The sequence below is a fragment of the Niallia sp. 03133 genome, assembly GCF_052663225.1.
In genome coordinates this window covers 66,287-91,558 of sequence record NZ_JBQTCY010000016.1, presented here as the reverse complement: position 1 = coordinate 91,558, position 25,272 = coordinate 66,287, and the positions used below count along the sequence as shown (strand labels likewise).

Annotated in this window: 26 protein-coding genes; 10 read left to right on the top strand and 16 right to left on the bottom strand. The window is 35.5% G+C overall.

Features of this window, described 5'->3' with window-relative positions; genetic code table 11:
• Positions 1-18 precede the first annotated feature (18 nt).
• The gene (locus ACTYBU_RS19875) at positions 19-1,014 is read right to left on the bottom strand and encodes a zinc-dependent alcohol dehydrogenase family protein (protein WP_445492445.1); all 996 of its coding nucleotides are present in this window, start codon (positions 1,012-1,014) and stop codon (positions 19-21) included.
• A 251-nt stretch (positions 1,015-1,265) separates the two neighbouring features.
• On the opposite strand from ACTYBU_RS19875, the gene ACTYBU_RS19870 reads away from it, so the two are divergent.
• Positions 1,266-2,048 carry an SDR family oxidoreductase gene (locus ACTYBU_RS19870; RefSeq protein ID WP_445492443.1) on the top strand — a complete coding sequence of 261 codons (783 nt, stop codon included), beginning with the start codon at positions 1,266-1,268 and terminating at the stop codon, positions 2,046-2,048.
• Between the two features lie 142 nt (positions 2,049-2,190).
• Complete coding sequence (locus ACTYBU_RS19865) at positions 2,191-2,937, top strand: NADPH-dependent oxidoreductase (RefSeq protein ID WP_445492442.1); 747 nt, start codon at positions 2,191-2,193, stop codon at positions 2,935-2,937.
• Between the two features lie 214 nt (positions 2,938-3,151).
• On the opposite strand, the gene ACTYBU_RS19860 is transcribed toward ACTYBU_RS19865, so the two are convergent.
• From ACTYBU_RS19860 to ACTYBU_RS19840, 5 genes are all read right to left on the bottom strand, one after another.
• Positions 3,152-4,168, bottom strand: a complete 1,017-nt coding sequence (locus ACTYBU_RS19860) for a MupG family TIM beta-alpha barrel fold protein (protein WP_445492440.1) — start codon at positions 4,166-4,168, stop codon at positions 3,152-3,154.
• Positions 4,165-5,526, bottom strand: coding sequence for a PTS transporter subunit EIIC (locus ACTYBU_RS19855; RefSeq protein WP_445492439.1), 1,362 nt, complete (start codon positions 5,524-5,526; stop codon positions 4,165-4,167). The genes ACTYBU_RS19860 and ACTYBU_RS19855 overlap by 4 nt, the downstream gene beginning before the upstream one ends.
• Positions 5,527-5,671: 145 nt before the next feature.
• A complete protein-coding gene (locus tag ACTYBU_RS19850; RefSeq protein WP_445492438.1) occupies positions 5,672-6,529 on the bottom strand; it encodes a MurR/RpiR family transcriptional regulator in 858 nt (285 codons plus the stop codon).
• Positions 6,530-6,548: 19 nt separating this feature from the next.
• Positions 6,549-7,451, bottom strand: a complete 903-nt coding sequence (gene murQ, locus ACTYBU_RS19845; RefSeq protein WP_445492436.1) for an N-acetylmuramic acid 6-phosphate etherase — start codon at positions 7,449-7,451, stop codon at positions 6,549-6,551.
• Positions 7,452-7,763: 312 nt separating this feature from the next.
• Positions 7,764-8,138, bottom strand: a complete 375-nt coding sequence (locus tag ACTYBU_RS19840) for a hypothetical protein (RefSeq protein ID WP_445492434.1) — start codon at positions 8,136-8,138, stop codon at positions 7,764-7,766.
• 209 nt (positions 8,139-8,347) lie between these two features.
• On the opposite strand from ACTYBU_RS19840, the gene gsiB reads away from it, so the two are divergent.
• A complete protein-coding gene (gene gsiB, locus ACTYBU_RS19835; RefSeq protein WP_445492433.1) occupies positions 8,348-8,713 on the top strand; it encodes a glucose starvation-inducible protein GsiB in 366 nt (121 codons plus the stop codon).
• 157 nt (positions 8,714-8,870) lie between these two features.
• Here the strand turns inward: gsiB and ACTYBU_RS19830 are convergent, their stop codons facing one another.
• The 3 genes from ACTYBU_RS19830 to ACTYBU_RS19820 form a co-directional block, all read right to left on the bottom strand.
• Positions 8,871-9,479 (bottom strand): alpha/beta hydrolase, encoded by a 609-nt coding sequence (locus ACTYBU_RS19830; protein WP_445492432.1) that lies wholly within the window; start codon positions 9,477-9,479, stop codon positions 8,871-8,873.
• A 21-nt stretch (positions 9,480-9,500) separates the two neighbouring features.
• Complete coding sequence (locus tag ACTYBU_RS19825) at positions 9,501-10,112, bottom strand: flavin reductase family protein (protein ID WP_445492430.1); 612 nt, start codon at positions 10,110-10,112, stop codon at positions 9,501-9,503.
• Positions 10,113-10,516: 404 nt separating this feature from the next.
• The gene (locus ACTYBU_RS19820) at positions 10,517-11,113 is read right to left on the bottom strand and encodes a nitroreductase family protein (RefSeq protein ID WP_445492428.1); all 597 of its coding nucleotides are present in this window, start codon (positions 11,111-11,113) and stop codon (positions 10,517-10,519) included.
• A 365-nt stretch (positions 11,114-11,478) separates the two neighbouring features.
• Between ACTYBU_RS19820 and ACTYBU_RS19815 the strand changes: the two genes are divergently transcribed.
• Both ACTYBU_RS19815 and ACTYBU_RS19810 read left to right on the top strand, forming a co-directional pair.
• The gene (locus tag ACTYBU_RS19815; RefSeq protein ID WP_445492427.1) at positions 11,479-12,402 is read left to right on the top strand and encodes an HD-GYP domain-containing protein; all 924 of its coding nucleotides are present in this window, start codon (positions 11,479-11,481) and stop codon (positions 12,400-12,402) included.
• 22 nt (positions 12,403-12,424) lie between these two features.
• Positions 12,425-12,745 carry an 8-amino-7-oxononanoate synthase gene (locus ACTYBU_RS19810; protein WP_445492426.1) on the top strand — a complete coding sequence of 107 codons (321 nt, stop codon included), beginning with the start codon at positions 12,425-12,427 and terminating at the stop codon, positions 12,743-12,745.
• 1,132 nt (positions 12,746-13,877) lie between these two features.
• On the opposite strand, the gene ade is transcribed toward ACTYBU_RS19810, so the two are convergent.
• Positions 13,878-15,608 (bottom strand): adenine deaminase, encoded by a 1,731-nt coding sequence (gene ade, locus ACTYBU_RS19805; protein WP_445492425.1) that lies wholly within the window; start codon positions 15,606-15,608, stop codon positions 13,878-13,880.
• A gap of 586 nt (positions 15,609-16,194) precedes the next feature.
• Between ade and ACTYBU_RS19800 the strand changes: the two genes are divergently transcribed.
• From ACTYBU_RS19800 to ACTYBU_RS19790, 3 genes are all read left to right on the top strand, one after another.
• Positions 16,195-16,764 carry a chromate transporter gene (locus ACTYBU_RS19800; protein ID WP_445492423.1) on the top strand — a complete coding sequence of 190 codons (570 nt, stop codon included), beginning with the start codon at positions 16,195-16,197 and terminating at the stop codon, positions 16,762-16,764.
• 3 nt (positions 16,765-16,767) lie between these two features.
• Positions 16,768-17,307, top strand: a complete 540-nt coding sequence (locus ACTYBU_RS19795) for a chromate transporter (protein WP_445492421.1) — start codon at positions 16,768-16,770, stop codon at positions 17,305-17,307.
• 83 nt (positions 17,308-17,390) lie between these two features.
• Positions 17,391-17,867, top strand: coding sequence for an Lrp/AsnC family transcriptional regulator (locus tag ACTYBU_RS19790; RefSeq protein WP_445492419.1), 477 nt, complete (start codon positions 17,391-17,393; stop codon positions 17,865-17,867).
• Between the two features lie 265 nt (positions 17,868-18,132).
• On the opposite strand, the gene ACTYBU_RS19785 is transcribed toward ACTYBU_RS19790, so the two are convergent.
• The 5 genes from ACTYBU_RS19785 to ACTYBU_RS19765 all read right to left on the bottom strand — a co-directional run bounded on the left by ACTYBU_RS19785 (position 18,133) and on the right by ACTYBU_RS19765 (position 21,628).
• On the bottom strand, positions 18,133-18,297 hold the full coding sequence (locus tag ACTYBU_RS19785; protein WP_445492417.1) for a hypothetical protein: 165 nt from the start codon (positions 18,295-18,297) through the stop codon (positions 18,133-18,135).
• Complete coding sequence (locus ACTYBU_RS19780; RefSeq protein ID WP_445492415.1) at positions 18,287-18,415, bottom strand: hypothetical protein; 129 nt, start codon at positions 18,413-18,415, stop codon at positions 18,287-18,289. Before ACTYBU_RS19780 ends, ACTYBU_RS19785 begins: the two co-directional genes overlap by 11 nt.
• A 21-nt stretch (positions 18,416-18,436) precedes the next feature.
• Positions 18,437-19,570, bottom strand: a complete 1,134-nt coding sequence (locus tag ACTYBU_RS19775; RefSeq protein ID WP_445492413.1) for an FAD-dependent monooxygenase — start codon at positions 19,568-19,570, stop codon at positions 18,437-18,439.
• A gap of 210 nt (positions 19,571-19,780) precedes the next feature.
• Positions 19,781-20,875 (bottom strand): bifunctional diaminohydroxyphosphoribosylaminopyrimidine deaminase/5-amino-6-(5-phosphoribosylamino)uracil reductase RibD, encoded by a 1,095-nt coding sequence (ribD, locus tag ACTYBU_RS19770; protein WP_445492411.1) that lies wholly within the window; start codon positions 20,873-20,875, stop codon positions 19,781-19,783.
• Positions 20,876-20,887: 12 nt separating this feature from the next.
• A complete protein-coding gene (locus tag ACTYBU_RS19765; protein ID WP_445492410.1) occupies positions 20,888-21,628 on the bottom strand; it encodes a GTP cyclohydrolase II in 741 nt (246 codons plus the stop codon).
• A gap of 576 nt (positions 21,629-22,204) precedes the next feature.
• On the opposite strand from ACTYBU_RS19765, the gene ACTYBU_RS19760 reads away from it, so the two are divergent.
• Together ACTYBU_RS19760 and ACTYBU_RS19755 are read left to right on the top strand one after the other, a co-directional pair.
• Positions 22,205-23,077: a TetR/AcrR family transcriptional regulator gene (locus tag ACTYBU_RS19760; protein WP_445492408.1), complete on the top strand. Its 873-nt coding sequence runs from the start codon at positions 22,205-22,207 to the stop codon at positions 23,075-23,077.
• Positions 23,078-23,719: 642 nt separating this feature from the next.
• On the top strand, positions 23,720-24,721 hold the full coding sequence (locus tag ACTYBU_RS19755) for a potassium channel family protein (RefSeq protein WP_445492407.1): 1,002 nt from the start codon (positions 23,720-23,722) through the stop codon (positions 24,719-24,721).
• A gap of 64 nt (positions 24,722-24,785) precedes the next feature.
• On the opposite strand, the gene ACTYBU_RS19750 is transcribed toward ACTYBU_RS19755, so the two are convergent.
• Positions 24,786-25,118 (bottom strand): four-helix bundle copper-binding protein, encoded by a 333-nt coding sequence (locus tag ACTYBU_RS19750; protein ID WP_445492405.1) that lies wholly within the window; start codon positions 25,116-25,118, stop codon positions 24,786-24,788.
• Between the last annotated feature and the right edge of the window lie 154 nt (positions 25,119-25,272).

Sequence of the window (25,272 nt, the reverse complement as noted above, 5' to 3'; positions counted from 1 at the left end):
CGGATGTCTTTTATATGTTCACCATGTATTTTTTATAGCAATTTTTCCAATTGCTTTGCCTGATTCTAGATAATCATGTGCTTGTGATATCTCATCAAAGGAAAATACTTTTTCATCTATAAGCGGGCGGAGTTTTCCCTCTTCTACCAACTTTGCTATTTTCGTTAATGCAGATCCCAGATCCTTGCGATGTTCTTTATTTAATATTTTCAACAGCAAAAACTCCACATGCAAAGATAACCCTTTACTATGCATTGGAGATAAATCATGCGTCGATCTTGCTGCAATGGCTAGTACCGATCCATTAAGTGCAGCTGCTTCAAAAGAATGATCTAAGTTTTTTCCGCCGACTGTATCAAATACAACTGGGAATCCTTTTCCACCTGTATACTGTTCCACATACTCCTGAACAGATTGTTCCTTATAATTTATCACAGCATCTGCTCCTAATTCTTTCGCCAACTCCATTTTCTGTTGTGTGGAAGCAGTTGTATAAACTTTTGCTCCTGCCCATTTTGCAAGCTGGATCGCCATATGTCCAACACCGCCAGCTGCACCATGAATTAATATTTTTTGTCCAGCAGTTAAGTTTCCTTTTTCGAATAATGCTCCCCAGGCAGTTAACGCTACTAATGGAATTACAGCAGCTTCTTCCATAGATATGTTTTTCGGTTTGTGTGCTAGGAATGCGGCATCTGCAAGCATATATTGAGCAAGTGCTCCACCTGTTCCTTTAAAGCCGCCAGCACAACCAAAAACTTCGTCGCCAGCTTTAAAAGCTGTTACACCATCTCCAACTTCCTCCACAATACCAGCTACATCACCATGAATGACAGCAGGAAAATCAGGAGCTGCAGCAGCAACTGCCCCACTTCTTACCTTCGTATCAATCGGATTTACACTTGTTGCAGTTACTTTAATTAACACATGTCCAGAAATAACAACAGGCCTTTCTATTTCCGCTAATTGAAATACAGATGGATCTCCAAATTTTTCAATGATTTGTGCTTTCATCTTGCACCACTCCTCTCTCTTTTATTGTACAGATAAATTCCATATGATAACACTGATATTATGAACAATCTAGCAAACAACATTTTTTTATTTCTGCTGCTCAAAATTTTTTTGCTATTTGTTGGTTTCTCAACTGCTTATATTGGATATAAATTAGTATTGTTATATTTTGAATCACTTTATAACTTCCTGAAAGTTCTTTTATTATTTTTAAAAGCAGCTTTCTATCAATGGTCATAGGAGGAATCAATATGGGAGAGTTAACAAGCAATATAGCTGTTATAACAGGTGCAGCATCAGGCATTGGGAAAGCATCTGCCCTCGCATTAGCATCGAAAGGAGCAAAAGTTGCTCTTTTCGATATAGATGCCAAAGAATTAAAGAATGTACAAGCGGAAATAGAAAACAGCGGCGGAGAAGCAATCGCCTTCGAAACCGATGTTTCAGATCCTGAATCGATTAAATACGCTATAGAGCAAACCGTTCAAAAATGGGAGCAAATCGATATTGCATTTGTAAATGCCGGGATAAATGGGCGTGTGGCTCCAATTGAAACATTATCTCCATTAGATTGGAATACTACAATTGAAACGAATTTAAGAAGTACTTTTTTAACCGTGCATTACTGTGTTCCTTTTATGAAGAAAAATGGCGGCAGCATCGTTATAACAAGCAGCATTAATGGAAATAGAACCTTTTCCAACATAGGGATGTCCGCTTACAGTACTTCAAAAGCTGGTCAAGTTGCTTTTGGAAAAATGGCAGCATTGGAACTTGCTAAATATAAAATTCGAGTCAATATGATTTGTCCAGGAAGCATTTCTACAAATATTGATGAAAACACATTTCCAGATGAGGACAAATTAAAAGACGTGCGAATACCCGTTGAGTATCCTAAAGGCAACCAGCCACTTGAAAATAAACCAGGAGAACCTGAACAAGTTGCCGATCTTGTTTGCTTTCTAAGTTCAAAAGCTTCCAGCCATATTACTGGAACCAAAATTTATATTGATGGTGCGGAATCGCTTTTATAAGAATATAGATGAACATTTACTCGTATAACAAAAAAGAATGGCTAAATGACTGCCATTCTTTTTTTATGAAAATAATCTATATGTTACAATACATTCAATGGAACTTTCCATGCTATTATCTTTTAAAAAGGAGATTATTGGATTGAATAACATAATTAACGTATTAAAAAATCACCGTTCTTATCGCAAGTATACGAATAAACCAGTACCGGAGCATCTAATGGAAGAAATTATCACAACAGCTCAAGCAGCTCCTTCCTGGATCAATGGACAACAAGTATCCATTATTGCGGTTGTAGATTCAAAAAGAAAACAACGCCTTGCGGAATTATGCGGCAATCAAAAACATATTAATGAAGCACCCGTTTTCCTTGTATTTTGTGCGGATTTTTATCGAACAAAACTTGCAAGCGATCTAGAAAATAAAGAATTAATAGCAGCTGATGATGTGGATGTGATATTAGTAGGAGCGACTGATGTAGGTCTTGCGATGGCAAACGCAATTGCTGCAGCAGAATCATTACAATTAGGGACTGTGCCAATTGGCGGAATTAGAAGAAATTCGATGGATGTAATTGAACTTCTAGAATTACCTGAGTATGTTATCCCGATATCTGGACTTTGCCTTGGATACCCTGGAGAAGACCCAGGACTGAAACCCCGATTGCCAAAAGAGAGTATTTTACACAAAGAAACCTATAACAAAGATCAGCTTCCTTACTTACAAGGATATAATCAAACATTTAAAAAATATTTAGTTGACCGAGGAGATAAAGAAGCGAATTGGACGGAGCGCATTGCATCATTTTATAACCAATCCTATTATCCAAGCAATGCTGAAATGCTGAAAAAACAAGGCTTTAAGGCAACAGATTTACATAAGAAATAACTGCAAAGAAACTGCACAACACAAATTTGGGCAGTTTCTTTAAATCATTTGTTTCTAATAAAGTGAAGCTTTCCATAGGATGTGGATCACACAAACGTTGCCACAGGAAGTGGCGACCTTAGTTTGTGTACCTCTATCGGACCTTTACGGGCAGTTATCCCCCACCTAGCTTCTTCGATTCCTCAGCACCTTGAGGTAAGGGTCTTACTGCCCGTTAAGAGTGTAATAAAAAATGGATGGATTGTCCAGGTTTGATATAGTCTAGCAAATGAAGATCTTCTTTCACAACTCTACCGATTACATTCACTCGCTCATCCAAGGGAAGATCGGTTTTTGTAATCTGGATTTCACCTTGATAACGGCCATATAATACATTATCCATTGTAATGCTTCCTTTAGGTCTTGGAGCAAGATGCAGAGGATCAATCGTTGCCTTGCTCCTTGTATTCATTAGACGAATTACATCTCTCGCTGCATCTGGTCTTGTTTTATACATCTTTTCTTTTAGATAACTGCATTCTATGCGAATGGGCATAATAGCCTCTTTTTCATATTGTATTAATTGTTCTAACACGTTCTCTCCAGCTTCTGGATCCCCAATATATATATGCTTTACACCATTATGCAGCAATTCAACTGCTGCATGAAAGGGATCCCATTTCCGATGCTTTTCTAATGTTGGCAGTCCATTAAATAACGGACCGCGTTTTTGTCCTTTTCCCGGGACAAATGCACAAACAGGGATAGCATATTTGTTATAAAGCTTATTCTGCTCTATAAAGAAGGTTTCATCTAAACCTGTTTCAACTCGAGGATAAAAATTATGCCAGGCAATTAATTGATTGTTGTCCAGTCCTCTATCCAAAAGAGCTTTTAACTGGTTTTCGAATAAAATGCTGGCATTCAGCGCTATTTTAAAATGCTTGGATAACTCCACAACGGTTTCTTTTTCAAAAAAATCATCCAGTCTAATGCCGACTACTCCCAATGATTGCAAATCATATAAAGAGCTTAACCCTAAATGCCGGGGTGTATGATCTGATACATCTGCATAAACATCTATTCCATTATTTTTTGCGATTTGCAGCAACTGTTTTGCCCGATTAACAAGATCCCCTGATTCTTCTGGTATATGCAAAGAAGTAAACGCATTTTCCACTCCTTTTTTCCCTGCATCTCTTATCCTTTCTTCTGCTGAAGGATCATTTAAATAAAAGGAAATCCCAATCAATCAAATTCACCTGCCATCTCATCTTTAAAGCCGAATAAATACGTAAAGATAAATCCTGCTATATAAGCAATAAGAACACCCATTAAGTATAAAAATACTCCTTTATGGATCAAAAACGACAACGGCAAACCGGAAACTCCCACCGCAACGGTTGCAATATGGAAATGAGCCTGAAATGCTCCACCTATTCCAGCACCCAAGCATGCTGTAATAAAGGGACGTCCTAAAGGCAATGTCACCCCGAAGATCAAAGGCTCTCCAATTCCTAAAATTCCTGATGGCAGTGCTCCTCCGATTGCTCTTTTTAAGCGTTTCTTTTTCGTTTTCATAAAAATAGCAAATGCTGCTCCAACCTGACCGGCGCCGCCCATTGCTAAAATTGGTAGAAGAGGGTCATCTCCAATGGAATTAATTAGTTCTAAATGAATTGGTGTTAAGCCTTGATGTAAACCTGTTACAACAAGTGGAAGGAATGCCGCTCCAAGCACAAACCCAGCTACTACACCGCCATAGTCCAAAACAGCAAGCAGCCCCTTTGTAATTCCATCTGAAATCAAGCCGCCCACTGGCATAAATACAAAATATGTGACAATGCCTGTGATTAATAAAGCAACGGTTGGTGTTACTATAATATCGATTGCTGCTGGTACATATTGACGAACCTTTTTTTCCACAAGTGCGATAAAAATTGCGGCTAATAGTATGCCGACTAATCCTCCTCTGCCTGGCAGCAGAGCATTGCCAAACAAAGTAATTCCTGCAACTGCCGGGTTAATTATTAGAATGCCGGCAAGTCCTCCAAGAGCAGGCGACCCTCCAAATTCTTTGGCCGCATTTATCCCTACTAAAACTCCTAAATAGGCAAATAGCCCACCGCCAATGACAGATAAAATAATGGCAATTTGCGAGTCTGCTGCCATCCAGCCGGCTTGTATCAATCCTTTTGTAATACCTGTGATTAATCCTGAAGCTACTAATGCTGGAATCAGAGGAATGAATATACTCGAAATTTTCCGCAGAAACAGCTTGAATGGTGTAGCATTTTTTTTGTTTAGCTCTGTTTTTTTTCTTTTTGCTTTTTCCTTTAAATCAACACCGTCTGAATTTGAATCAATTAACAAGCCAAATTCTTCTGCAACTTTTGTTACTTTTCCAGGACCTAGTATTATTTGCAGCGTTTCCTCCTCTACAAACCCCAATACACCATCCATTTTTTTAATAGCATCTTTATTAACCAGCTCCTCATTGTTCGGAGTAACTCTTAATCTAGTCATACAGCTTGTAAAAGAATGAATATTATCTGAACCGCCTAATTCCTCTAATAGTTTTTCTGCCAATAGTTTATTTACTGAAGCCATTAACCATTCCCCCATTTGTATATTCTATTTATTGCTAGCTCACGGTCATTTACTACTTCTAAACCTTGCGATTCGACAATAATCTTTATAATTTAGAATTTTCCGATATTTTATCATAAAAAGAAAACAGCCTAGCTGCTACCTTCTATTTATCTTCTTTTTTCAAAAATTGAATGGCCTCTCTTGTTCTATCAATATAATGGATTGATTCTTCATATTGAGCTGTTGCTATGTTGAGAAATAATATATCCAGCATGTGGAGTTGAGCTAATCTGGAAGAAGTTGCTGCGCTCCTAAATGTTGCTTCTGCTGAATAAGAGGTGAACAGCTTAATATCACCTAATGAGGCGACAGTGGACTGTCCATATTTTGTCAGGCTTATCGTCTTTATTCCGGATTTTTTTGCTAGTGACATTATTTTTATGACCTCACTTGTTTCCCCTGAATAGGATATGCCAAAAACAATATCCGTTTCTTTTGCATTCGCTATTAATGTTGCTAGAAGATGACTATCTAGAAAAGCTGATGCATTTTTATTAATGCGAAGAAATTTCTGGGAAGCATCTAATGCTATAATATGGGAAGCGCCAATTCCAAAGAAATGAATGGTTTCTGCTTTAATTAAAGCTTGAATTGCCTGTGTTAATTCTTCATAATTGATGATTTCTTCCGTATCCTTTAAACTCTGTATACTGTTATTGGTTGTTTTCTGTACAATCGAGTAAATAGATTCCCCTTGATCTATATCACGGTATCCGGGTTCTTCTGCCTTTGCTAGATCACCAGCTATTCGAACCTTTAAATCCTGAAACCCATTTAACCCCAACGACTTACAAAGTCTTACAACCGCAGCTCCACTTGTATTAGCTAATGTTCCTAACTCGTTTACAGTGCTTTTCACCATTTGATGTGGATTTCCCAGTATATATTCAGCAATTTTCCGCTCGGATGCAGGAAGTTCACTAATAACTTTTTTTATCATTTTTAAGCCGCCTGCTGCCATGCTCCCTACCACCTATGCATTATTTTGGAAGAATTGCCTTCCGTACATATCCATTTGCTGTTTCTAATCTTTTTACTGCTTCCTCTTTTGTTATATTATCTTCCATCATTAGGATAGCCAGCTTCACTTGATTATCAGCCGCTTCCAACTTTTCCTTAGCTAATTCATAGGTAGTTTTTGTTACTTTCATAATGATGCCTATCCCGCGTTCCTTTAGTTTATGATTGCTGACATGCACATCTACCATTAAGTTTTCATATGCTTTTCCTAATAGAATCATAGAGGAAGTGGATATCATATTTAATACCATTTTATGAGCAGTTGCAGCTTTTAATCTTGTTGAACCAGTAAGTACTTCAGGTCCTACAACTACTTCAATACTTTGATCTGCTTCTTTGCTTACTAGACTATTTTTATTGCACGTAAGCGAAACTGTTTTAGCTCCTATGCTTCTTGCGTATTTTAAAGCACCGATAACATATGGGGTTCGCCCGCTTGCTGCAATGCCAATTACCGTATCATTGGCTGTAAGCTGGATTTCCTTCAGATCCTTTTCTCCCAATTCCGGATTATCCTCTGCTCCTTCTACAGCTTTAACAAATGCATGTTGTCCTCCTGCCATGATTCCTTGTACCATGTCTGGATTGGTGCTGAATGTTGGCGGACATTCCACCGCATCCAAGACTCCAAGACGGCCGCTGGTTCCTGCTCCTACATAAATAAGACGGCCTCCTTTACGAAAGGAATTGACAGTAAACTTTACTGCATTCTCCACATCGCCTAAAACCTGTTGAACCGCAAGAGCTATTTTTTGATCTTCTTGATTCATAATTGACAAAATTTCCATTGGTTCTGCAACATCAATCTTCATACTACCTTCATTTCGCGACTCTGTCGTTAAACCAGAAAGTTCTTGCTCCATGTTCAATCCCTCCTGTTGGCTGTTTTTCTTGTACAAGCTTTTGAGAATTGCTCCATTACAAAGTGTGTTAACATTTTAAAAAATTAGATTATTTAAATAAAGTATAAATATTCTAAAATTAATTTTCAATAATTTTATTTATTCTTTAAAATTAATTTTCATAAATGGTAGAATCCTAGCGTTTAAGCAAAAACTTGACGGACTTATTTCTTGGGCGCTGGAGCTAGTCACTTGTCTAACTTCAGATATAAACTTTGGTTTTACAAACAAAAAAACACCTTCTTTAATAGAAAGTGTTTTTCCTTATTTGCTTTATATAACTTCTGGTAAAGTAAAGTAATTTTTTAATTTGCTGTTCACATGATTATTCCAGCCATCCAGCGGGACCCCTAAATCATTTAATAATTTATAAGCATGGACCCATGCACTCATTTCAGCATTCACTCTATACGACCAATCATTCAGCCATTTGTCATAATCCAATTCTTCATTTACGTAATCTATGACATGACCGATTTCATGGGCAAGAGCATATGTATTTTCCAAAGTGATTAAATAAGGAATGGTAATAATCATACTTGCATTAAAGCTTATTTTTTTGGAAGAATCATAAATTACTTTACAGCCAAGCTCCTCTGCTTTTGCAACCACTTCTAAAAATTTATCAATTGAAATCACTATTCTCATTCTCCCTTATTTGTTTTTTTCTATATAAAATAATAGCTCTATTATTATTTGTTTTCGCAATCCATTTTCAAATTATTCATAACACTTCCCTTTATCTATTGCCAAAGTTTTCCTCTTGTTTTTTTCTATATTTATGTTTATTTAAATCCATATCGGCTATATAACCAATGTACAACTTATTACTAAAAATCTTTTAAGGAGTGATCAACATGGCAGACAAAATGAGTAGAGAAGAAGCAGGAAAAATAGGCGGAAAAGCTACATCAAAAAATCACGACAAGGATTTTTATCGAGAAATTGGACAAAAAGGTGGAGAAGCTACTTCTAAAAACCACGATAAAGAATTTTACCAAGAAATTGGTGAAAAAGGTGGAGAAGCTACTTCTAAGAATCATGACAAAGAATTTTATCAAGATATTGGTGAAAAAGGCGGGGAAGCTACCTCCAAAAGTCATGACAAAGAATTTTACCAAGAAATTGGTGAAAAAGGCGGAGAAGCTACCTCCAAAAATCATGATAAAGAATTTTATCAAGATATCGGCCGCAAAGGCGGAAATTCCCGCGATAACAACTAATTGATTTAAATATGAAAAATGAACATTAGATAAAACCCGAAAACCCAGTACATATTTATGTATTGGGTTTTTCATTTCGTTAATTATATTATATATTATTTTATCCGAAGAAAAAATACAACCTGTTTTCTTTTTTCTCCCCATCACTTTTCTTCCATTAAGAAAACTGCTCCTGGTACCATTTTGCAGCAGCTTCTACTTCTGTTCTTGTTAGCTGATGTCCATAATGTTCCCAAAGCAACTCCACATTTGCACCTGCAATTGTTAATAGCTCTTGTAGCTCTTCTGATTCTTTCATTGGGCATATAGGATCATTTTTTCCTGCTGCAATAAAAACTGGTATTCCTTTTAAATTCGGAAGATCCAACCCACGTCTAGGTACCATTGGATGATGCAGAATAGCTCCTTTTAATCCACCTGCAAAATGAAATAAAATGCTTGCTGCAATATTGGCACCATTGGAATAACCGATTGCTACCACATTTTTTCGATCAAAGTCATATTTTTCAGCACTTTCATTCAAAAATTCATTCAACTCGTTTGTTCTAAAAATTAAGTCTTCTTCATCGAACACTCCTTCAGCCAATCGTCGGAAAAATCTGGGCATTCCATTCTCTAAAATATTTCCGCGGACACTTAATACATTGGCTTCGCGATCCACTATTTCTGCAAGCGGCAGTAGGTCATGTTCGGTGCCGCCTGTACCGTGAAGTAATAAAAGAGTTGGTTTATTTGAATTTGTTCCTTTTTTAAATAGATGCTTCATTTGTATACTCCTTTTCTTCTTTTAGTCAGGCCTTTTTATCGTAAATGTCTCTCCAAGCCTACTATAATCATTTCCAGCCATTCTGCTGACAGGCTTTAAAAGCTGTGCATTAATTTTCCCATCTTGATAAAGTGCTTCGGAAATATGAAAATAAACGGCACGGCCTAAGATTAAATCACAAGCAGGATAACCTTGATCATTTTTCATTGTAATGATTTTTTCCACCTTGCATTCTATCCTTATTTTTGCTTCTTTAATTCCTGGTACGGATACTTTCGAACTTTCAACTGGCTGCAGTTTTGCATCATCTATTTCACTTTTATCAGATGGTAAATTTGCTGCTGTTTCGTTAATTTTTATGATATTTTCTTCATCACATATATGAATGACAAACTCACCTTGAGCTTGTATATTACGTGCCGTATCTTTTTGGACACCTTCCTTTCTTTGTACAGCGATAGAAAGAATAGGAGGATTAGAAGATACAATATTAAAAAAACTAAAAGGAGCTCCATTTAGAATGTTTTCTTTTGTTAAGGATGTTACAAAAGCAATTGGTCGAGGAATAATGCTTCCTATAAAAAATTTATAAATTTCTTTATCAGACAATGCAGCTGGATCAATAGATTGCATGACAATTTCTCCCCCTTAATTTCCTATAAAACAATTATCTTGAATTCGAGATAATAATACTACTTCTATAAGGAATATGTCAAGATATTAGATTCAGAGTGTAGACAAAGTGTTAATTGCACAAACTGCAGGCTGATCGAAAAGGTTTGTATTTCGAGGCGTGAAGCCCATGACGAGGAGCGGCGGGCAACACGATGTTGGTCAGAACGACGTTGTCACAGGCCGCAGGATGCGAGTCAATTGACGTTGCACAGTTAGTCGATTTTCCTTTAATACGTACTTAGTCGTTCATCCTTACTACCCGTAATGAGCATCCGAGTAAGGTGAACAACGAAGAAATCGAGCGTTTGTCGACAGCCAGAAGACCCATAAAAAAATTCATGGGTCTTTTCTAGGATACCTGCTTATTTAAATACTTTAATACGCTCTTCTAATGCTTTAAACTCTTTTTCACCAGGCTTTGCAGTTGGTTTTCCAAAAGGCATTTGAGCAACCAGCTTCCAAGTTGAAGGAAGGCTCCACTCTGCTGCTACTGCGTCATCAATCAACGGATTGTAATGCTGTAAAGATGCACCAAAACCTACTTCTTCTAACGCAGTCCAAATAACTAATTGGTGCATGGCTGAAGTATGATGGGACCAAATTGGGAAATTATCCGCATAAGATGGGAATGACTTTTGCAGTCCTTCTACTACTTCTTGATCTTCAAAAAATAAAATAGTTCCATAGCCTGCCTTAAAGGAATTTATTTTTTGTTCTGTGGAACTAAAATTTTCTGCTGGGACAATTTTTCTCAAAGCATCTGATGTAAGATCCCATGCTTTATCATGCTGTTCGCCAAGCAATACAACAACACGAGCACTTTGCGAGTTAAATGCGGAAGGAGTATGTAGGACAGCCTCATTAACAATTTCTTGAATTTTTTCATCTGAAACTACTTGCTCTTTGCTGATTCCATAATAGGTGCGGCGATTTTTAATGGCTTCTAAAAGTTTGCTCATTTTCCATTCCTCCACTTTTTCTTTTATTAAATTAATGCATAAATAGCACTTTTACTTACTATTTGTAATTAACTTTAATTTCATAACAATATAATGTCAAGCAATCAATCTTAAAAAATATTTAAATTTTTATGCATATTCTTACCCTTACCCACTATTCTTATTTATAATCATTTGATATAATTTGATTACTCACTCAGTATTAGTAATTAATGGGTTTTCTTCCACTTGCAAACTAATAATTTAATAGTAATTACCTATTACATTTGACTCTTTAATCCATTAAAATAACTATATCTATGATTTATTATAAAAATTTCTTCATATAAATAGTTACTAGTGTTTTAAAGAGAGAGGGTTTAAATGTGGACATTATTAATCCAGGTGAGTTTATAGAGACTGTTCATATTAAAGGGGTACAAATTTCTTTAATAACCGCCGGAGACGGTACGGAAGTTATTTACCATAAAATGCAGCCCGGTTCTCGGTGGGCTATGGGTCCTGTTGTAGGTTGGACAGGATTAGAATATATATTTATCCTTTCAGGAAAGCTTGTTTTACATAGTGATGTTAATGAAAAAACTGATACAGATATACAGATATTAAAACAAGGACAAGCAGTATACGGATCACCTGTTAAAACCCATAGTATTTTTCATGCAGAGGAAGAATCTGAATTCATATATGTTTCAAGTCAACCCGTTTTTTATCAATTTAGCCAAGTTTCAAAAGAATTAATGGAGCTTGCCATTTCGATTGAAGAAAAAGATGGTTATACTGTTGACCATTGTGAACGTATTAAAAATTATTCTATGCTGGTAGGTGAAGCCTTAGATCTGACTTCCCATCAATTAATTAACTTGAATTATGCTTCCTTTTATCATGATATAGGTAAAATTAAAGTTCCTTTGCATATCCTTCAAAAACCAGGAAAGTTATCGGCTGAGGAATGGAAAATAATGCAGCAGCATACCACATATGGTAAAGAGGTGTTATCAAGCACTAATAATCCTGCCTTAATAGAGATAGGAAAAATCGTGGAACAGCATCATGAAAGATATGATGGAAAAGGCTACCCTAAAGGGTTAAAAGAAGATGAAATCTCTATAGAAGCTTCTATTATTTCTGTTGTGGATTCCTTTGATGCGATGACAACTGATCGAGTATATAAAAAAGGAAAATCGAAAGAAGAGGCTTTTAAAGAAATTAAAATAAATCGAGGGACTATGTATCACCCATTAATTGTGGATACATTTTTATCCTTAAAAGAAAAAATATTAAACTATTAGTACCATAAGGGAGAGAAATGATTTGAAAAAATTAGTTTGGGCTTTTCTAACAGCTTTATTAGTGGTAGCTTTTCAAGTTAAACCTGCAGAAGCAGCATATTTATCAGAATATGATAAATATGTAGAAGTATCTTATGATGAAGCACGTCAAATTGCAGACCTTTTAGGATTAAAGGGTGTTCCACTTGGGGAGCAAACTGCTACACTTTCTTTTAATACACAAGAAAAATTAATTGCAAAAATCGAAAATATAATCGGTCAAGAAATAGACCATTACTATATTTGGTTAACAGTTAATGGTGTACCTGTATTGGGCATTGATCCACCAATTCCAATGGTATAATTCCCCCCCCAATATTAAATATTGGGGGGTTTTTATGCATATAAACAGAACAAAAGCGCAAGCGCCTTGATCATCGCCGTACAAACTGGCCGATTAACTACGCCACTTCCTGTGGCAACATCGGCACTTGTACATCCTTATACTTCGGAAAGGCTTCGACTGAGATAAAGGAAACACGATGAGCGATAGCGAATCGATGTTGACTTATCGTAGGGAGATGACCTGAAGTTTGATAGGCGATAGGCGCTGGAGCTGGACGCGGACCAAACTGCTAAGTTATCCACAACTCTATCTCGTTTATAATTTCCTAGACAACAAAAAAACAGCCCAATATTGGGCTGCTACTCTAATTCAAACCATATGGTATATTATTTTTATCCAGCCAAAGAAAGATATCCATAGAGGGACACTAATAATAACTCCCCACTTCAATCCTTTTAAAAAGTTAGTTTGTTCTTCCATTATATCCACTCCTTATTAGTAAGTAGATCAGCTAATGAATCCTATATACTCATTATAACCGAAAACGCTTACATTATGACAGTATTTATCATTATGATTATCATTTTTTTTATTTCTTAAACATTTCCTTTAAAATCCATAAAGAGTTATCTTCCCTTAATGACAATATAACAAATGATTATGACTAATTTATGAAGGATTTTTTTGGATTTTTATTGACTGTTTAAGAATAAAGGCTTTTCATAAATTTTTTTATTCTATTAATGATTTGTTCATTAATTTTTCATAATTATCCTTTACTATATAAACATGTTAAGAGTTTCCCCTCTTAAATATATATTTTCTTTCGGTTGTCCTTATAAAAGGACAGCCTCTTTTTTATTCTTTTCGCTTAATAATAAAAGGCTGTTTTTCTAAAAGTTTGTTGCTTTTTAATAAGTTGAAAAACCTTTTAGAATTACGGAGCAGCATAAATCCACGTAGACTCTCAGCATGGATTAGCGAGACAGGCGAGAAGAAAGCAGAAGTGAAACGGCGAAGCGGATCGGCGCTCGCCCCGCGGCAAGCGAAGTGTATTCAGGCTGTGTGTTAAATAACAACAATCTATTCGAAAAGAGCCTAATAAAAAAGATGATAAAAAAGATTACTATCATCTTTTTTATCATTCAAGTTATACTTCAACCCGTATATATGAAAATGAATCGAAATGGAATAGTCCTTCGTCTGTTAATTTTAATGTAGGAATAACTGTTAAGGATAAAAAGGATAAAGTTAAAAAAGGATTAAAAGAATGATTTCCTCCAAGCTGCTTTACTTCTTGATTTAAAAGTTTTGTTTGATTATATAATGTTTGATAGCTTTGATCTGAGATCAATCCTGCAATGGGAAGCGGAATGCTTGCAATGGGTTTTCCATCTGCAATAACTGCAATTCCACCTTTCATTTCCTTCAGGTTAGTAATAGCTGCTAAGATATCTTCATCATTTGTGCCAACAGCAACAATATTATGGGAATCATGTGAGATGGTTGTTGCAATAGCTCCCTTTTTTAAGCCGAAACCCTTTACAATCGCTTTGCCGATATTACCGGTTTTATGATGTCTTTCTACTACTACTAGCTTTAATTGATCTTTTTCAATGGATGGAACAAATTCCCCACTTTTTATCGTTACGTTCTCTTTTAAATGGTTCGTCACAATGCTGTTTGGTATAATTCCAATGATATGGCAATAATCGGTGGAAAGCGGCATTGTTAATTGTTCTAATAATAGTTCTTCAGCATTTATTTCCGGCAGTTGTTCATCTAAATATGCATGTTGAATAAAATGTTCTTCCTTTAATACTCCGTCCTCTACTATGCATTTGCCATCTTTAAATACCTTGTTAATCGAGAATTGCTCCAAATCATCCACCAGCAGGAAGTTTGCTTTATAACCAGGTGAAACAGCGCCAATGTCCTCTTGTTTAAAACATTCAGCTGTATTGATCGTCGCCATTTGAATAGCTGTTATCGGGTCTAGCCCCTGACTTACAGCTAAACGAATACAGTGGTCTACACTTCCTTCTTCCACCAAATCATCTATTAGCTTATCATCTGTAACAAATAAACATCTTCTGGAATTTTTCTCTGTTACAACAGGAAGTAATGCTTTTAAATCCTTTGCCACAGTACCTTCTCTTATCATTAAATAAAAACCTAAATCCAAACGATCTTTTGCCTCTTGCGCCGTTGTCGCTTCATGATCATTTCGTATTCCGGCAGCAGTATATACATTTAGTTTTTCCCTATCTATTCCGGCAGCATGACCATCCATTAATGCTTGATTTTGTCTTGTTAACAATAACTTAGCCATCATATTAGGGTTTGTTTGATAGACAGAGGGAAAATCCATCACCTCTGCTAATCCAAGTACCCTATCATGAGTAAAAAAAGGTGCTAAATCATCAGCATGCAATGTTGCTCCATTATTGTCGAAAGGAACCGCAGGAACACATGAAGGCAGCATGATGCGTATATCTAATGGTAGGCCTTCAGATTTATCCAGCATGTATTGTATTCCATTTGCTCCAGCAACATTTGCTATTTCATGTGGGTCAGTTATTACGGTTGTAACGCCATGAAGCAATAATACTTTCGCAAACTCCTGCGGTGTCAGCATACTGCTTTCAATATGCACATGACCATCTACTAATCCTGGAACAATATATTTACCGGCAGCATCTATAGTATTTTTACCCTCATATGCTCCTACCCCGGCAATAGAATCATCTGCTATAGCAATATCGCCTTCCATTATTTCACCAGTGAAAACATTTACAATTTTTGCGTTTTGTATAACTAAATCTGCTTTTTCTTTTTTTGCAGCTACACGAATTCTTTTTGTATACTTATTTATTTCCATACAATATCCCCTTTCAATACGTAAATGGACCGGTGAAAACATCAATTGATAAAGTAAACTTCCATCAGTGGGGGTTTTTCTTCATCCCCCACTGATGGTTAGTTGCACTTATCGGACCTTTACGGGCGAGTTTCTACACCTTGCTTCCTCGATTTCTCGGCATCCCCGAGGTGGGGGTCTTACTGCCCGTTAAGAGTGGGATAAAAATAGAACATAATTATTTTATTTAACCATGTTTTTGAAGAAATTAGATTGAGGTTTTTCTAAGTAGAAAAGTTAGAAGTACTTTTGCTGAATAGTTTTGGGTTAATGCTGGCACAGAATAGAATAGTTCTTTAAGCAAAAAATAAAAATAAAACTTCAAGTTTATGTGACATTTAGAATATTTTTACTATTGTATTATAAGTTTTGATAACTTTCAATTGATTTTTATGTAAACTATACAAAAACAAAAGTGCAAACTGTAATTATTTTTTTCTATTAATATCCTTTACAATCAAAAAATATGCTATTATTATTTCGTATTGTTCATAATAACTTAAATTAATTTACAAGATGTACATTGTATCACTGAAAGGAGAAAATAATGATATATAAAGAACTCATTATTGGAATGATGCGATCAGGAATTTTTGGTTTTGGAGGGGGTCCTTCTGTTATTCCACTTATTCGTCACGAAGCCGTTAATCGATTTAAATGGATTAATAATGATGAATTTGGAGAAGTTTTAGCAATTGCCAATACACTTCCAGGTCCTATTGCTACTAAAATGGCAGCATATTTAGGATATCGTGTAAAAGGAACACTTGGCGCTATTGTAAGTGTGCTGGCACATATTCTTCCAACTTGTTTAGCGATGGTGCTATTAATCACGTTTGTAAATGTATTAAGCAACTCCCCTATTGTGACAGGCATGATCTCTGCTGTATTGCCAGTAATTGCTGTTATGTTGGGAATAATGGCGTATGAATTTGGTGAAAAAGCAGTCAAAGGATTAGGAATTTATATCGGAATCTTGCTTACTGCTGTTTGCTTATTTCTTATCCAAAAAATTTCTATTCATCCAGCCATTGTTATTTTGTTATTTTTAGTATATGGAGCATTTCACTTCAAGATTAAAGAAAAGCTGCTTCATAAGAAAGAAAGAGGTGCGTAACGAATGATTTTAATCAGCCTTTTTTTAAGTTTTCTTTTGGCAAATCTACTTGGCTACGGCGGAGGACCTGCCTCTATCCCATTAATGTATGAAGAAATTGTAAATCGATATAACTGGCTTTCCAATGCTGAATTTTCAAATATGTTGGCACTAGGAAATGCTTTGCCAGGTCCTATTGCAACAAAAATTGCCGCATATGTCGGTTTTGGAATGGGCGGCTGGCCTGGTTTTCTAATTGCTTTAATTGCAACTGTTTTACCTTCTGCACTTGCTCTTATTTTCTTAATCAATGTAATGAGCAAGCATAGAGATTCAGCCATTGTTAAAGGAATGACCATCATGGTCCAGCCAGTTATTACTGCTTTAATGGTCATGCTTACATTCGAAATGTTTCAGGATTCATATCATTCATTAGGTATTTATCAATCTGTAATTATTGCAGTTATTGCCTTATTGCTATTCCAAAAATTCAAAGTGCATCCTGCTTTGGTTATCATTCTTGCCTTTATTTATGGAGGCATTGTTGTACCGCATATCCATTAATAGCTTATGTGTCTAAAAGTTGGGCAGCCATCCAGCTTCAAAGATTTTTCGTTTCTTATCTTAAAAAAAAAGAGGAGATTTTTATGTCAAATGACTTTCAAATTCCTAATTTTAAATTGGATAAAATAGATCAAGCCATAATAGGATTGCTTCATGAAAACAGCCGTCTTTCTTATACAGATATCGGCAAACACGTAGAAATTTCACGAGTAGCTGTTCAAATGAGAATTAATACATTAATGGAGCAAGGAATTATTGAAAAGTTTACTACTGTTATCAACCCAACTAAAATCGGCATCACTGTTTCTGCTTTTTTTAATGTAGATGTAGAGCCAAAACATTTGGAGCATGTTGCAGATCTTTTATCCAATGAAACATGTGTCACAAGTCTTTATCATATGACAGGACCAAGCAAACTGCATATGCATGGAATCTTTAAAGATAATCAAGAAATGGAAGAATTTTTAACAGAAAAGTTATATCCAATTAAAGGAATTGTCAGTGTAGACAGTCAGCTTTTAATTAAGCGGTACAAAAGCAGAATGGGAATGAAGCTATAATATTATTTCCATCTTTTTTAAACGATACAAAAAAGAAGTCAGCAGTTTAAGCTAAATAGTTCACTTTCGATGGAGAAAAACATTATTTAATATCAAAAAAGGATGCTAAATCAAATAAATTTTAGCATCCTTTTTTTGTTGTTATATAGCGATTTTACCTATTTTTTCACTTTAAATAACAATAAAATCAGCAAAGGATTTAGCATCCTACTACAAACTTATAGTCATATTTTATTTCGTATGTTAAAACATTTTTAATTGGGAATTATTGCTGTTTCATCCACTTTTTTGTCCGCTCTGCAAATTGTATATTTCTTGCAATAATATAACATACTTCATAGCCAATACTCGCCAATTCGTTTAAGGAAATGAAGGGCAATCCTAAAGAAAATCTCTTCCCGCAAAGAATTCCACATTTCTTATCCTTCATGTGCAAGCAATCCAAACGGTTCATGTATTTCTACTGTTTTTAAGGGTTTAAATACACTTAAATCGAGATTTTTATTCAACTTTTTATTAAACAAATAAATTAATAAGCGTATCATCAATATCAAAACCAAATTTCATTTTTATTCGTCCAATGAATTTGCTGCTAGTTTCTCCATTATCTTTGTTTTCGAATAAAAATTTTCTTTAAAGCTTTTTTCTCTTTTAAACTGTTCTAATTGAATGGCATCGACTGCTTCTTTTCTTCTTCGTTCATAGTTTTTCAAATAAGAGAATTGCTGGTTTTTTGTTATCATTGTTTGAATTACCTCTGCCAGCACCTCTGCATCTTTTAACGAACTATTTAACCCAAATGCTCCAGTAGGACTCATTGTATGTGCTGCATCTCCAAGGAGCACAACATTGTTCTTAACCCAGAAAGGACTGCTTGAGCTTTCTACCTTTAACAATACAAAATCCTTCCATGTGCGAATATGCTTAGCCACTTCTTCCTTTAACTCTGGAAATGCTTTGGCAAGTCCATTAATAAAGAATTGAAAGGAGTTTTTTCTTAAGTGAGGATAACTATCTTCTTTTATATTCCAACCGATTTGAATATACCCTCCATACTGTGTAAACAACGCAATTTGAGAATCGTTTACAAGCGCCATTTTTATCGTTGCTTCCCAGTGAGGCGGTGCTGGAATTTTCGCCCACAATAAATCATATCCATGCCTAATCTTTTTAACTGGAAATTCAGCCTTTTTTCTAATGGTGGAGAATCTGCCATCTGCGGCAACAATGATTTGACTTTCAATGTTTACTCTTTTTCCATCTATCAGGGCCGTCACTCCACGATAATGATCCTTTTCCCCTTTGCTGATATCCAGTACTTTACTATTCATCCTTACACGAAAAGAAGGAAATTGACTTGCCTCTTTTATAAGCAAGTTCAACAGGTGGCTTTGTGGAACATGTATGCCTGTGTGCCCAATGTTTTGAGCAGGATGGATCGTTTTAACCACTTTTCCTTTATGGACGTAGTCAACACGATCCATTAATAATACCCCTTTTTTCTGCAGCATTTCATATATTCCTGCATGTCGTAGTACCTTTTCTCCTTCTTCATTTAAGTGCTCGCCTCGAAACTCTTTGTTCGTGTTTTCATGCCGCTCTAACAAGATGGTTGAAATGTTGGCCTTTCCTAATAGATAAGCTAATAATGCTCCCCCTGGACCTGCACCTACTATACAAACTTCTGCATGAAGTACCGTCATTTTTTCCACTCTTCTCTAATTTACTTTTTATCACACTAACATTAGCAGAACGATGCGGTGCTCTTCGATTCATTTTCTCTACTATATATTTACAAACAATTGTTGTTGATTTGTTCTTAAAATACTCGAGATAAGAGGACAACTTCTCGAAAAGTTTAAGATAAAAAAAGCCTTCCATTATAAATAGTAAAGGAAGGCTTCTTTTTGCTTTTAACCAAGAGGATAAGCAGTGATTCTTAAATCACTTCCAATATTCACAACCTCATCAAAATGCAGCTTAACTGCTTCATCTATTGTCTCCACATCATTGCCTCTAAAAGGTGTATATGAATTTTTTCCGCCAAGAATTTTTGGTGCTACATAGACAATATATTTTTGAATAAGTCCTGCCCGAAGAAAACTTGCATTTAATTCACTTCCGCCTTCTAACAAAATATCAGTAATTCCTTTTTTATACAGCATTTTCAATGCATTTTTGCTGTCTATTTTGCCATTTACAGCGGCTACTGTCATTATTTCTACCCCTTTTGCTTCTAAAGCCTCCACTTTTTCAGGATTTGCCTCTTGTGTTGTCAAGATAATCGTAGAAGCCTCTGAACAATCAACAATATGTGCATCAATAGGTGTTCGAAGATTGGAATCCATAATAATGCGCACCGGGTTTTTGGATGGAGTGTCTAATCGTGTTGTTAGTTTAGGATTATCTGCCAAGACAGTTCCAACACCAACGAGTATAGCATCCACTTCATTCCGCAGATAATGAACTTCCCTTCTTGCTTCTTCCCCTGTAATCCACTGACTATGTCCTGTATATGCAGCAATTTTGCCGTCTAAGGTCATCGCAACTTTTGAAAGGACAAAAGGAGTTTCATAAATCATATTATGAATAAATCGCTCATTTAATTTTTGTGCTTCTTCTTTCAGCAATCCTACTTCTATTTCTATTCCAGCCTCTTTAAGCAGGTTGATTCCTCTTCCTGCTACAGAAGGATTTGGATCTTCTGTTGCAACTACCACTCGCTTAACTCCGGACTCTTTTACCAGCTTTGCACAGGGAGGCGTTTTCCCATAATGAGAGCATGGCTCCAGCGTTACATATAATGTAGCGCCTTTGGCATGCTCCCCTGCCATCTGAAATGCATGAACTTCCGCATGTGGTTCTCCGGCTTTTCTGTGGATGCCCGATCCGACAATAACCTCATCTTTCACAAGGATTGCACCAACAACAGGATTGGGATTTGTTTTGCCTTTTGCTGTCGCTGCAAGATCTAAAGCCATTCTCATAAAATCTTGGTCTAACTTCATCCTTTTTCTCCCTTATATTATGACAATTTTTTCGTTTACCGGAATATGACCTGATTTTTGGACTTTTGTTTTCAAATAGTTTTCATTATATTCGGAGATATCTCCCCATATTGGAACATTTTCCTTTGCCGTAACTCCTAACGCCTGCAAAGCCTCTAGCTTTTTTGGATTATTTGTAATCAATTTCACTTGCTTTTCCCGTAAAAATTGAAGGACTTTAATAGGCTCTTCATAACTGCGAAGATCATCTGGAAAATCAAGTGCATTATTCGCTTCTACTGTATCTAAACCTTCTTGCTGCAATAAGTATGCTAAAGATTTAGAGAATAAACCGATGCCTCTCCCCTCATGGTTGGCAATATAAAATAATGCACCGCTGCCATTTTCCACAATCATTTTCATTGCCTCTCGCAATTGAAAACCGCAATCACAGCGTTTACTTCCAAATATATCTCCCGTATGACAAATACTATGCATACGAATTAATGCATCATCTGCTTCCTTGAAATCTCCATATACAAGCACAGAGGATTGTTGATAATCAGCTAATTTTAAAGCCGGCAGCATCTCAAGCAAATCTTTTTTTGTTTGATTTTTTTCAACAGGAAGCCAAGTATACCATTGAAATGTAATTACCTTGTCATCTAATTGAACTGGCAATCTTACTGGTCCAACAAGACATAGATTATTTGAATCATTTAATTGGATTAGTTCCATTTTATTTTGAAGAAGATTGATTACTTCTTTTTGCATTTTATAATCTCCTTTTCCCTCTGGCATAATATCTATTTTTTATGAAAGCAAGAGGAATCACTCTTTTCATCTCTTATACTTACTATATGTAAGTAAGTATATATTGATTATGAATTAACGTCAAGTAACGAATCTGCAACTAAATTAATTAAATATTTTAGTGCCGATAATAATTATCATAAAGAAATTTTTCGAAATATACAAATAAGTTTTCAAAAATTGGACAAAGTTTTCATTAGTAAATTTAGGAATAAGCGAAATACATAATTCTCCTAGTAAAGGTCATTCTCAATCCAACTAGATTATCTTAAAATACGTTCAGCACATGTTGTTATCCAAGAATTAAGTGACACGTGCAACTTCTGCTTCATTTTTAATTTATTTTTAGGTATTATTAATATTATTCTCTTCCTTGCTAAGAAAAGTGTGAGTATCTAATTATAGCTGTTAAGCAAAATGCGGCGAGCGTTGGCGAGTTAGTGCTTGCTTACAACTTAATAGGAACGAAACTAGGATCCATTTAGCTTCTAACCAGACTTATACTTTCTTATCTTTTAAAACGTAGGAGGCATTTATTTGAAAGAGAAAGAAAAAATGATTATTTACTCAGCCCTTAAACTATTCGCCCAAAAAGGATATTCCTCCACTTCTATACAGGAAATTGCCAACGATTGCGGTATATCAAAAGGGGCATTTTATTTATATTTTAAATCAAAGGATTCCTTATTATTTGCTATATTGCATTATTATTACGATGAAATAATCTCCATGTTTGAATCTATTAGCCAAAAAGACATATCAGATAGAGATAAATTTGTGCAGCAGACAACCTATTTATTTGATAACGCTTTAAAACATAAGGATTTTATTATCATGCAAGCAAGAGAACAGGCTATTCCATTAAATGAATCAATCCGTGCACTTATGCTGCAAATGCAATCCGATTTACATCAATATTCCTTGAGATGCTTATACTCTATTTACGGAGAGAAGTACAAAGATTTTGTATTTGATTTATTAATCATGTATGAAGGTTTTACTCATTCTTTTTTAAAACTGTTAATTTTAGATAAAAATGAGATAGATACTAAAAATGTTGCTGAATATTTATTAAGAAGAATGGATTCTATCGTAAAAGAAATCAACCAAGAAGTGCCGCTGTTAACTGAAAATTATCTACAAAGACTTCTTATTAAACCAAAAATTAATTTTATGGTCAAAGATACGAAAATAATTCTTGAGATACTAGAACAAATAAGAGTAGTAATTGAAGATTATCCGAATAAAGAGGAATTAGAAGTGACGTTAGAAGTGTTACAAGCAGAAATAAACAAAGATCATCCACGTATTCCGATTATTCAAGGAATGCTCTCTAATTTGAGTGAGTATGACCAATTAAAAAAATACCAAAAAGAAATTGCTTCCTTTTATCAACTATCTCAATTTTAATTTTATCCCACTCTTAACGGGCAGTAAGACCCCCAACCTCGGGGATGCCGAGAAATCGAGGAATCTAGGTGTTGAAACTCGCCCGTAAAGGTCCGATAAGTGCAACTAACCATCAGTGGGGATGAGGAAAAACCTCCACTGATGGAAGTTTACTTTATATCCTTTTCTAGAAGCAAGCATATAAAAAGTTCCAACTTTTTATAGAGGTCACTAAAAAAGAGGGTGCTATGAAATATAGATAGTGACAATCCAAGCACTCAGAGGTTTTTGTTCGGTTTTCCGAGACTAACCACACGCTTTCCGCGGGGCGAGTGCCAAGTTTCCTCGCAGCGACGCTCCTGTGGGGGGCTAGCCAGTATCTCTAATCTAATCAGGAGTCGTGCGGACTCCTCTCCTAATCAACATAATGGTCGTTTTCAAACTCCCTATACCATTTTTATCCTACTAAATATAAGGGCATTACCTATAATTTACCTAATAAAACACTTTTTCAGCGTCCTCCTCTTTATATGCTCTTTTTTGCGAATAAGTTAGTTAATATAGAATGCCTTGGAGCAATGTATTAAGAAAACATTTCAGCAGTCTGAAAGCTATGTACTTTGTCCATACTTTAAATAGCATAAACAAAATGACTATAAAGAGGTGAATCTATTGCATAATGATGTTATTACCGCCTTTTTGCGCTTGCCAATGACACTAAGAATCCTATTTATTTCCATTTTTATTATTGCTACCTTTGGTATTACAATTACGTTTATCGAACCAAATAAATTTCCGTCTTTCTTTGATGGAATTTGGTGGGCTATAATCACAACATCTACAGTCGGATATGGTGATTATGTTCCAGATACCTTCTTGGGGAAATTAACTGCAATATTACTTATTTTTATAGGTGTTGGCTTTATTTCCACCTATTTTGTAGCATTGGCTACTACAGCAGTTTCGAAACAAAATGCTTTTTTAGAAGGCAAATCTACATATAAAGGAGACAATCATATAGTAATAATTGGTTGGAATGAGCGCTCAAAAGCACTTATCAAATCTCTAATACTTGAACACTCAAAAGCCAGCATCACCTTAATTGATGCTTCTTTGGAAAAAAACCCTATGCCAGATTCCATTCATTTTATTCATGGAAATCCAAATCTAGACGAAACCTTGATAATGGCAAATATTGCTGGCGCCGATAAGGTAATGATTACTTCGGATCAAGGCAAAGATGAGCTGCATGCAGATATGAACTCCATCTTAACGCTTTTAGCCGTAAAAGGATTGAATCCAACGGTATCCTGCATTGTGGAAATACTAAAAACAGAGCAAGTATCCAATGCTAAAAGAGCTGGAGCAGATCAGATTATGGAAACAAATAGTTTAACAAGTTTTGTTATGCACAGCAGCTTGAGTTCGCAAGATACTATGATTACCTTTCTCGATTTGCTCAATCAATTTAAAGAAAAGAAGCTCGAAATTGTTCCTTTGCAAGATAGAGAATTTCAAAAAAATATAGACTATATCACATTAAGCAGCCATTTACTAAAAGAAGGAAAGCTTCTGCTCGGAGTAAAAAGAGAAGGACACACATTTTTTAATCCAACTGCTGCTTTTCCAATAAAAGCTGGGGATAAAGTTATTGTTATTACGTAAAAAAGTTCTGGAAATCTTAAGATTAATTGATTTCCAGAACTTTTTTCTATTGGTTTCATTCATTTTATTGAAGATATTTTTCACATTCATCTGCACACTGTCTACAAATATCTGCACAGTATTGACAATGCTTATGGTCATGCTTGCTGCATTCCTCTGCACAAGCCTTGCAAACAGATAAACATAGTTTTGTCAAATCCAATATATAAGGAGATTTTCGAATTATAGCTTGTTCTAAATAAGCACAAAATTCTGCACACTCTCTGTCGATTCGAATACAATCAATCATCATTCCTACATTCTCTTCTGCTAAGCACTCCATTAAGCAATGATTGCATGCAACCATGCATTCCTCCAAAGCTTGAATAAGTAATTGATCTCTTTCATCTACCATCATAAATCCTCCTCCATTTTGGAATCTTTTATTTATTTAGCCTAAAATGATGGATTCAAACATAGAGAAACACAAAGAGAATAATAAATAGTATCTGTTAAACGATCATGTTGTTTCTAGGAAGGGAATTTGCGAGACTCCTGCTTTAAAAACGGGC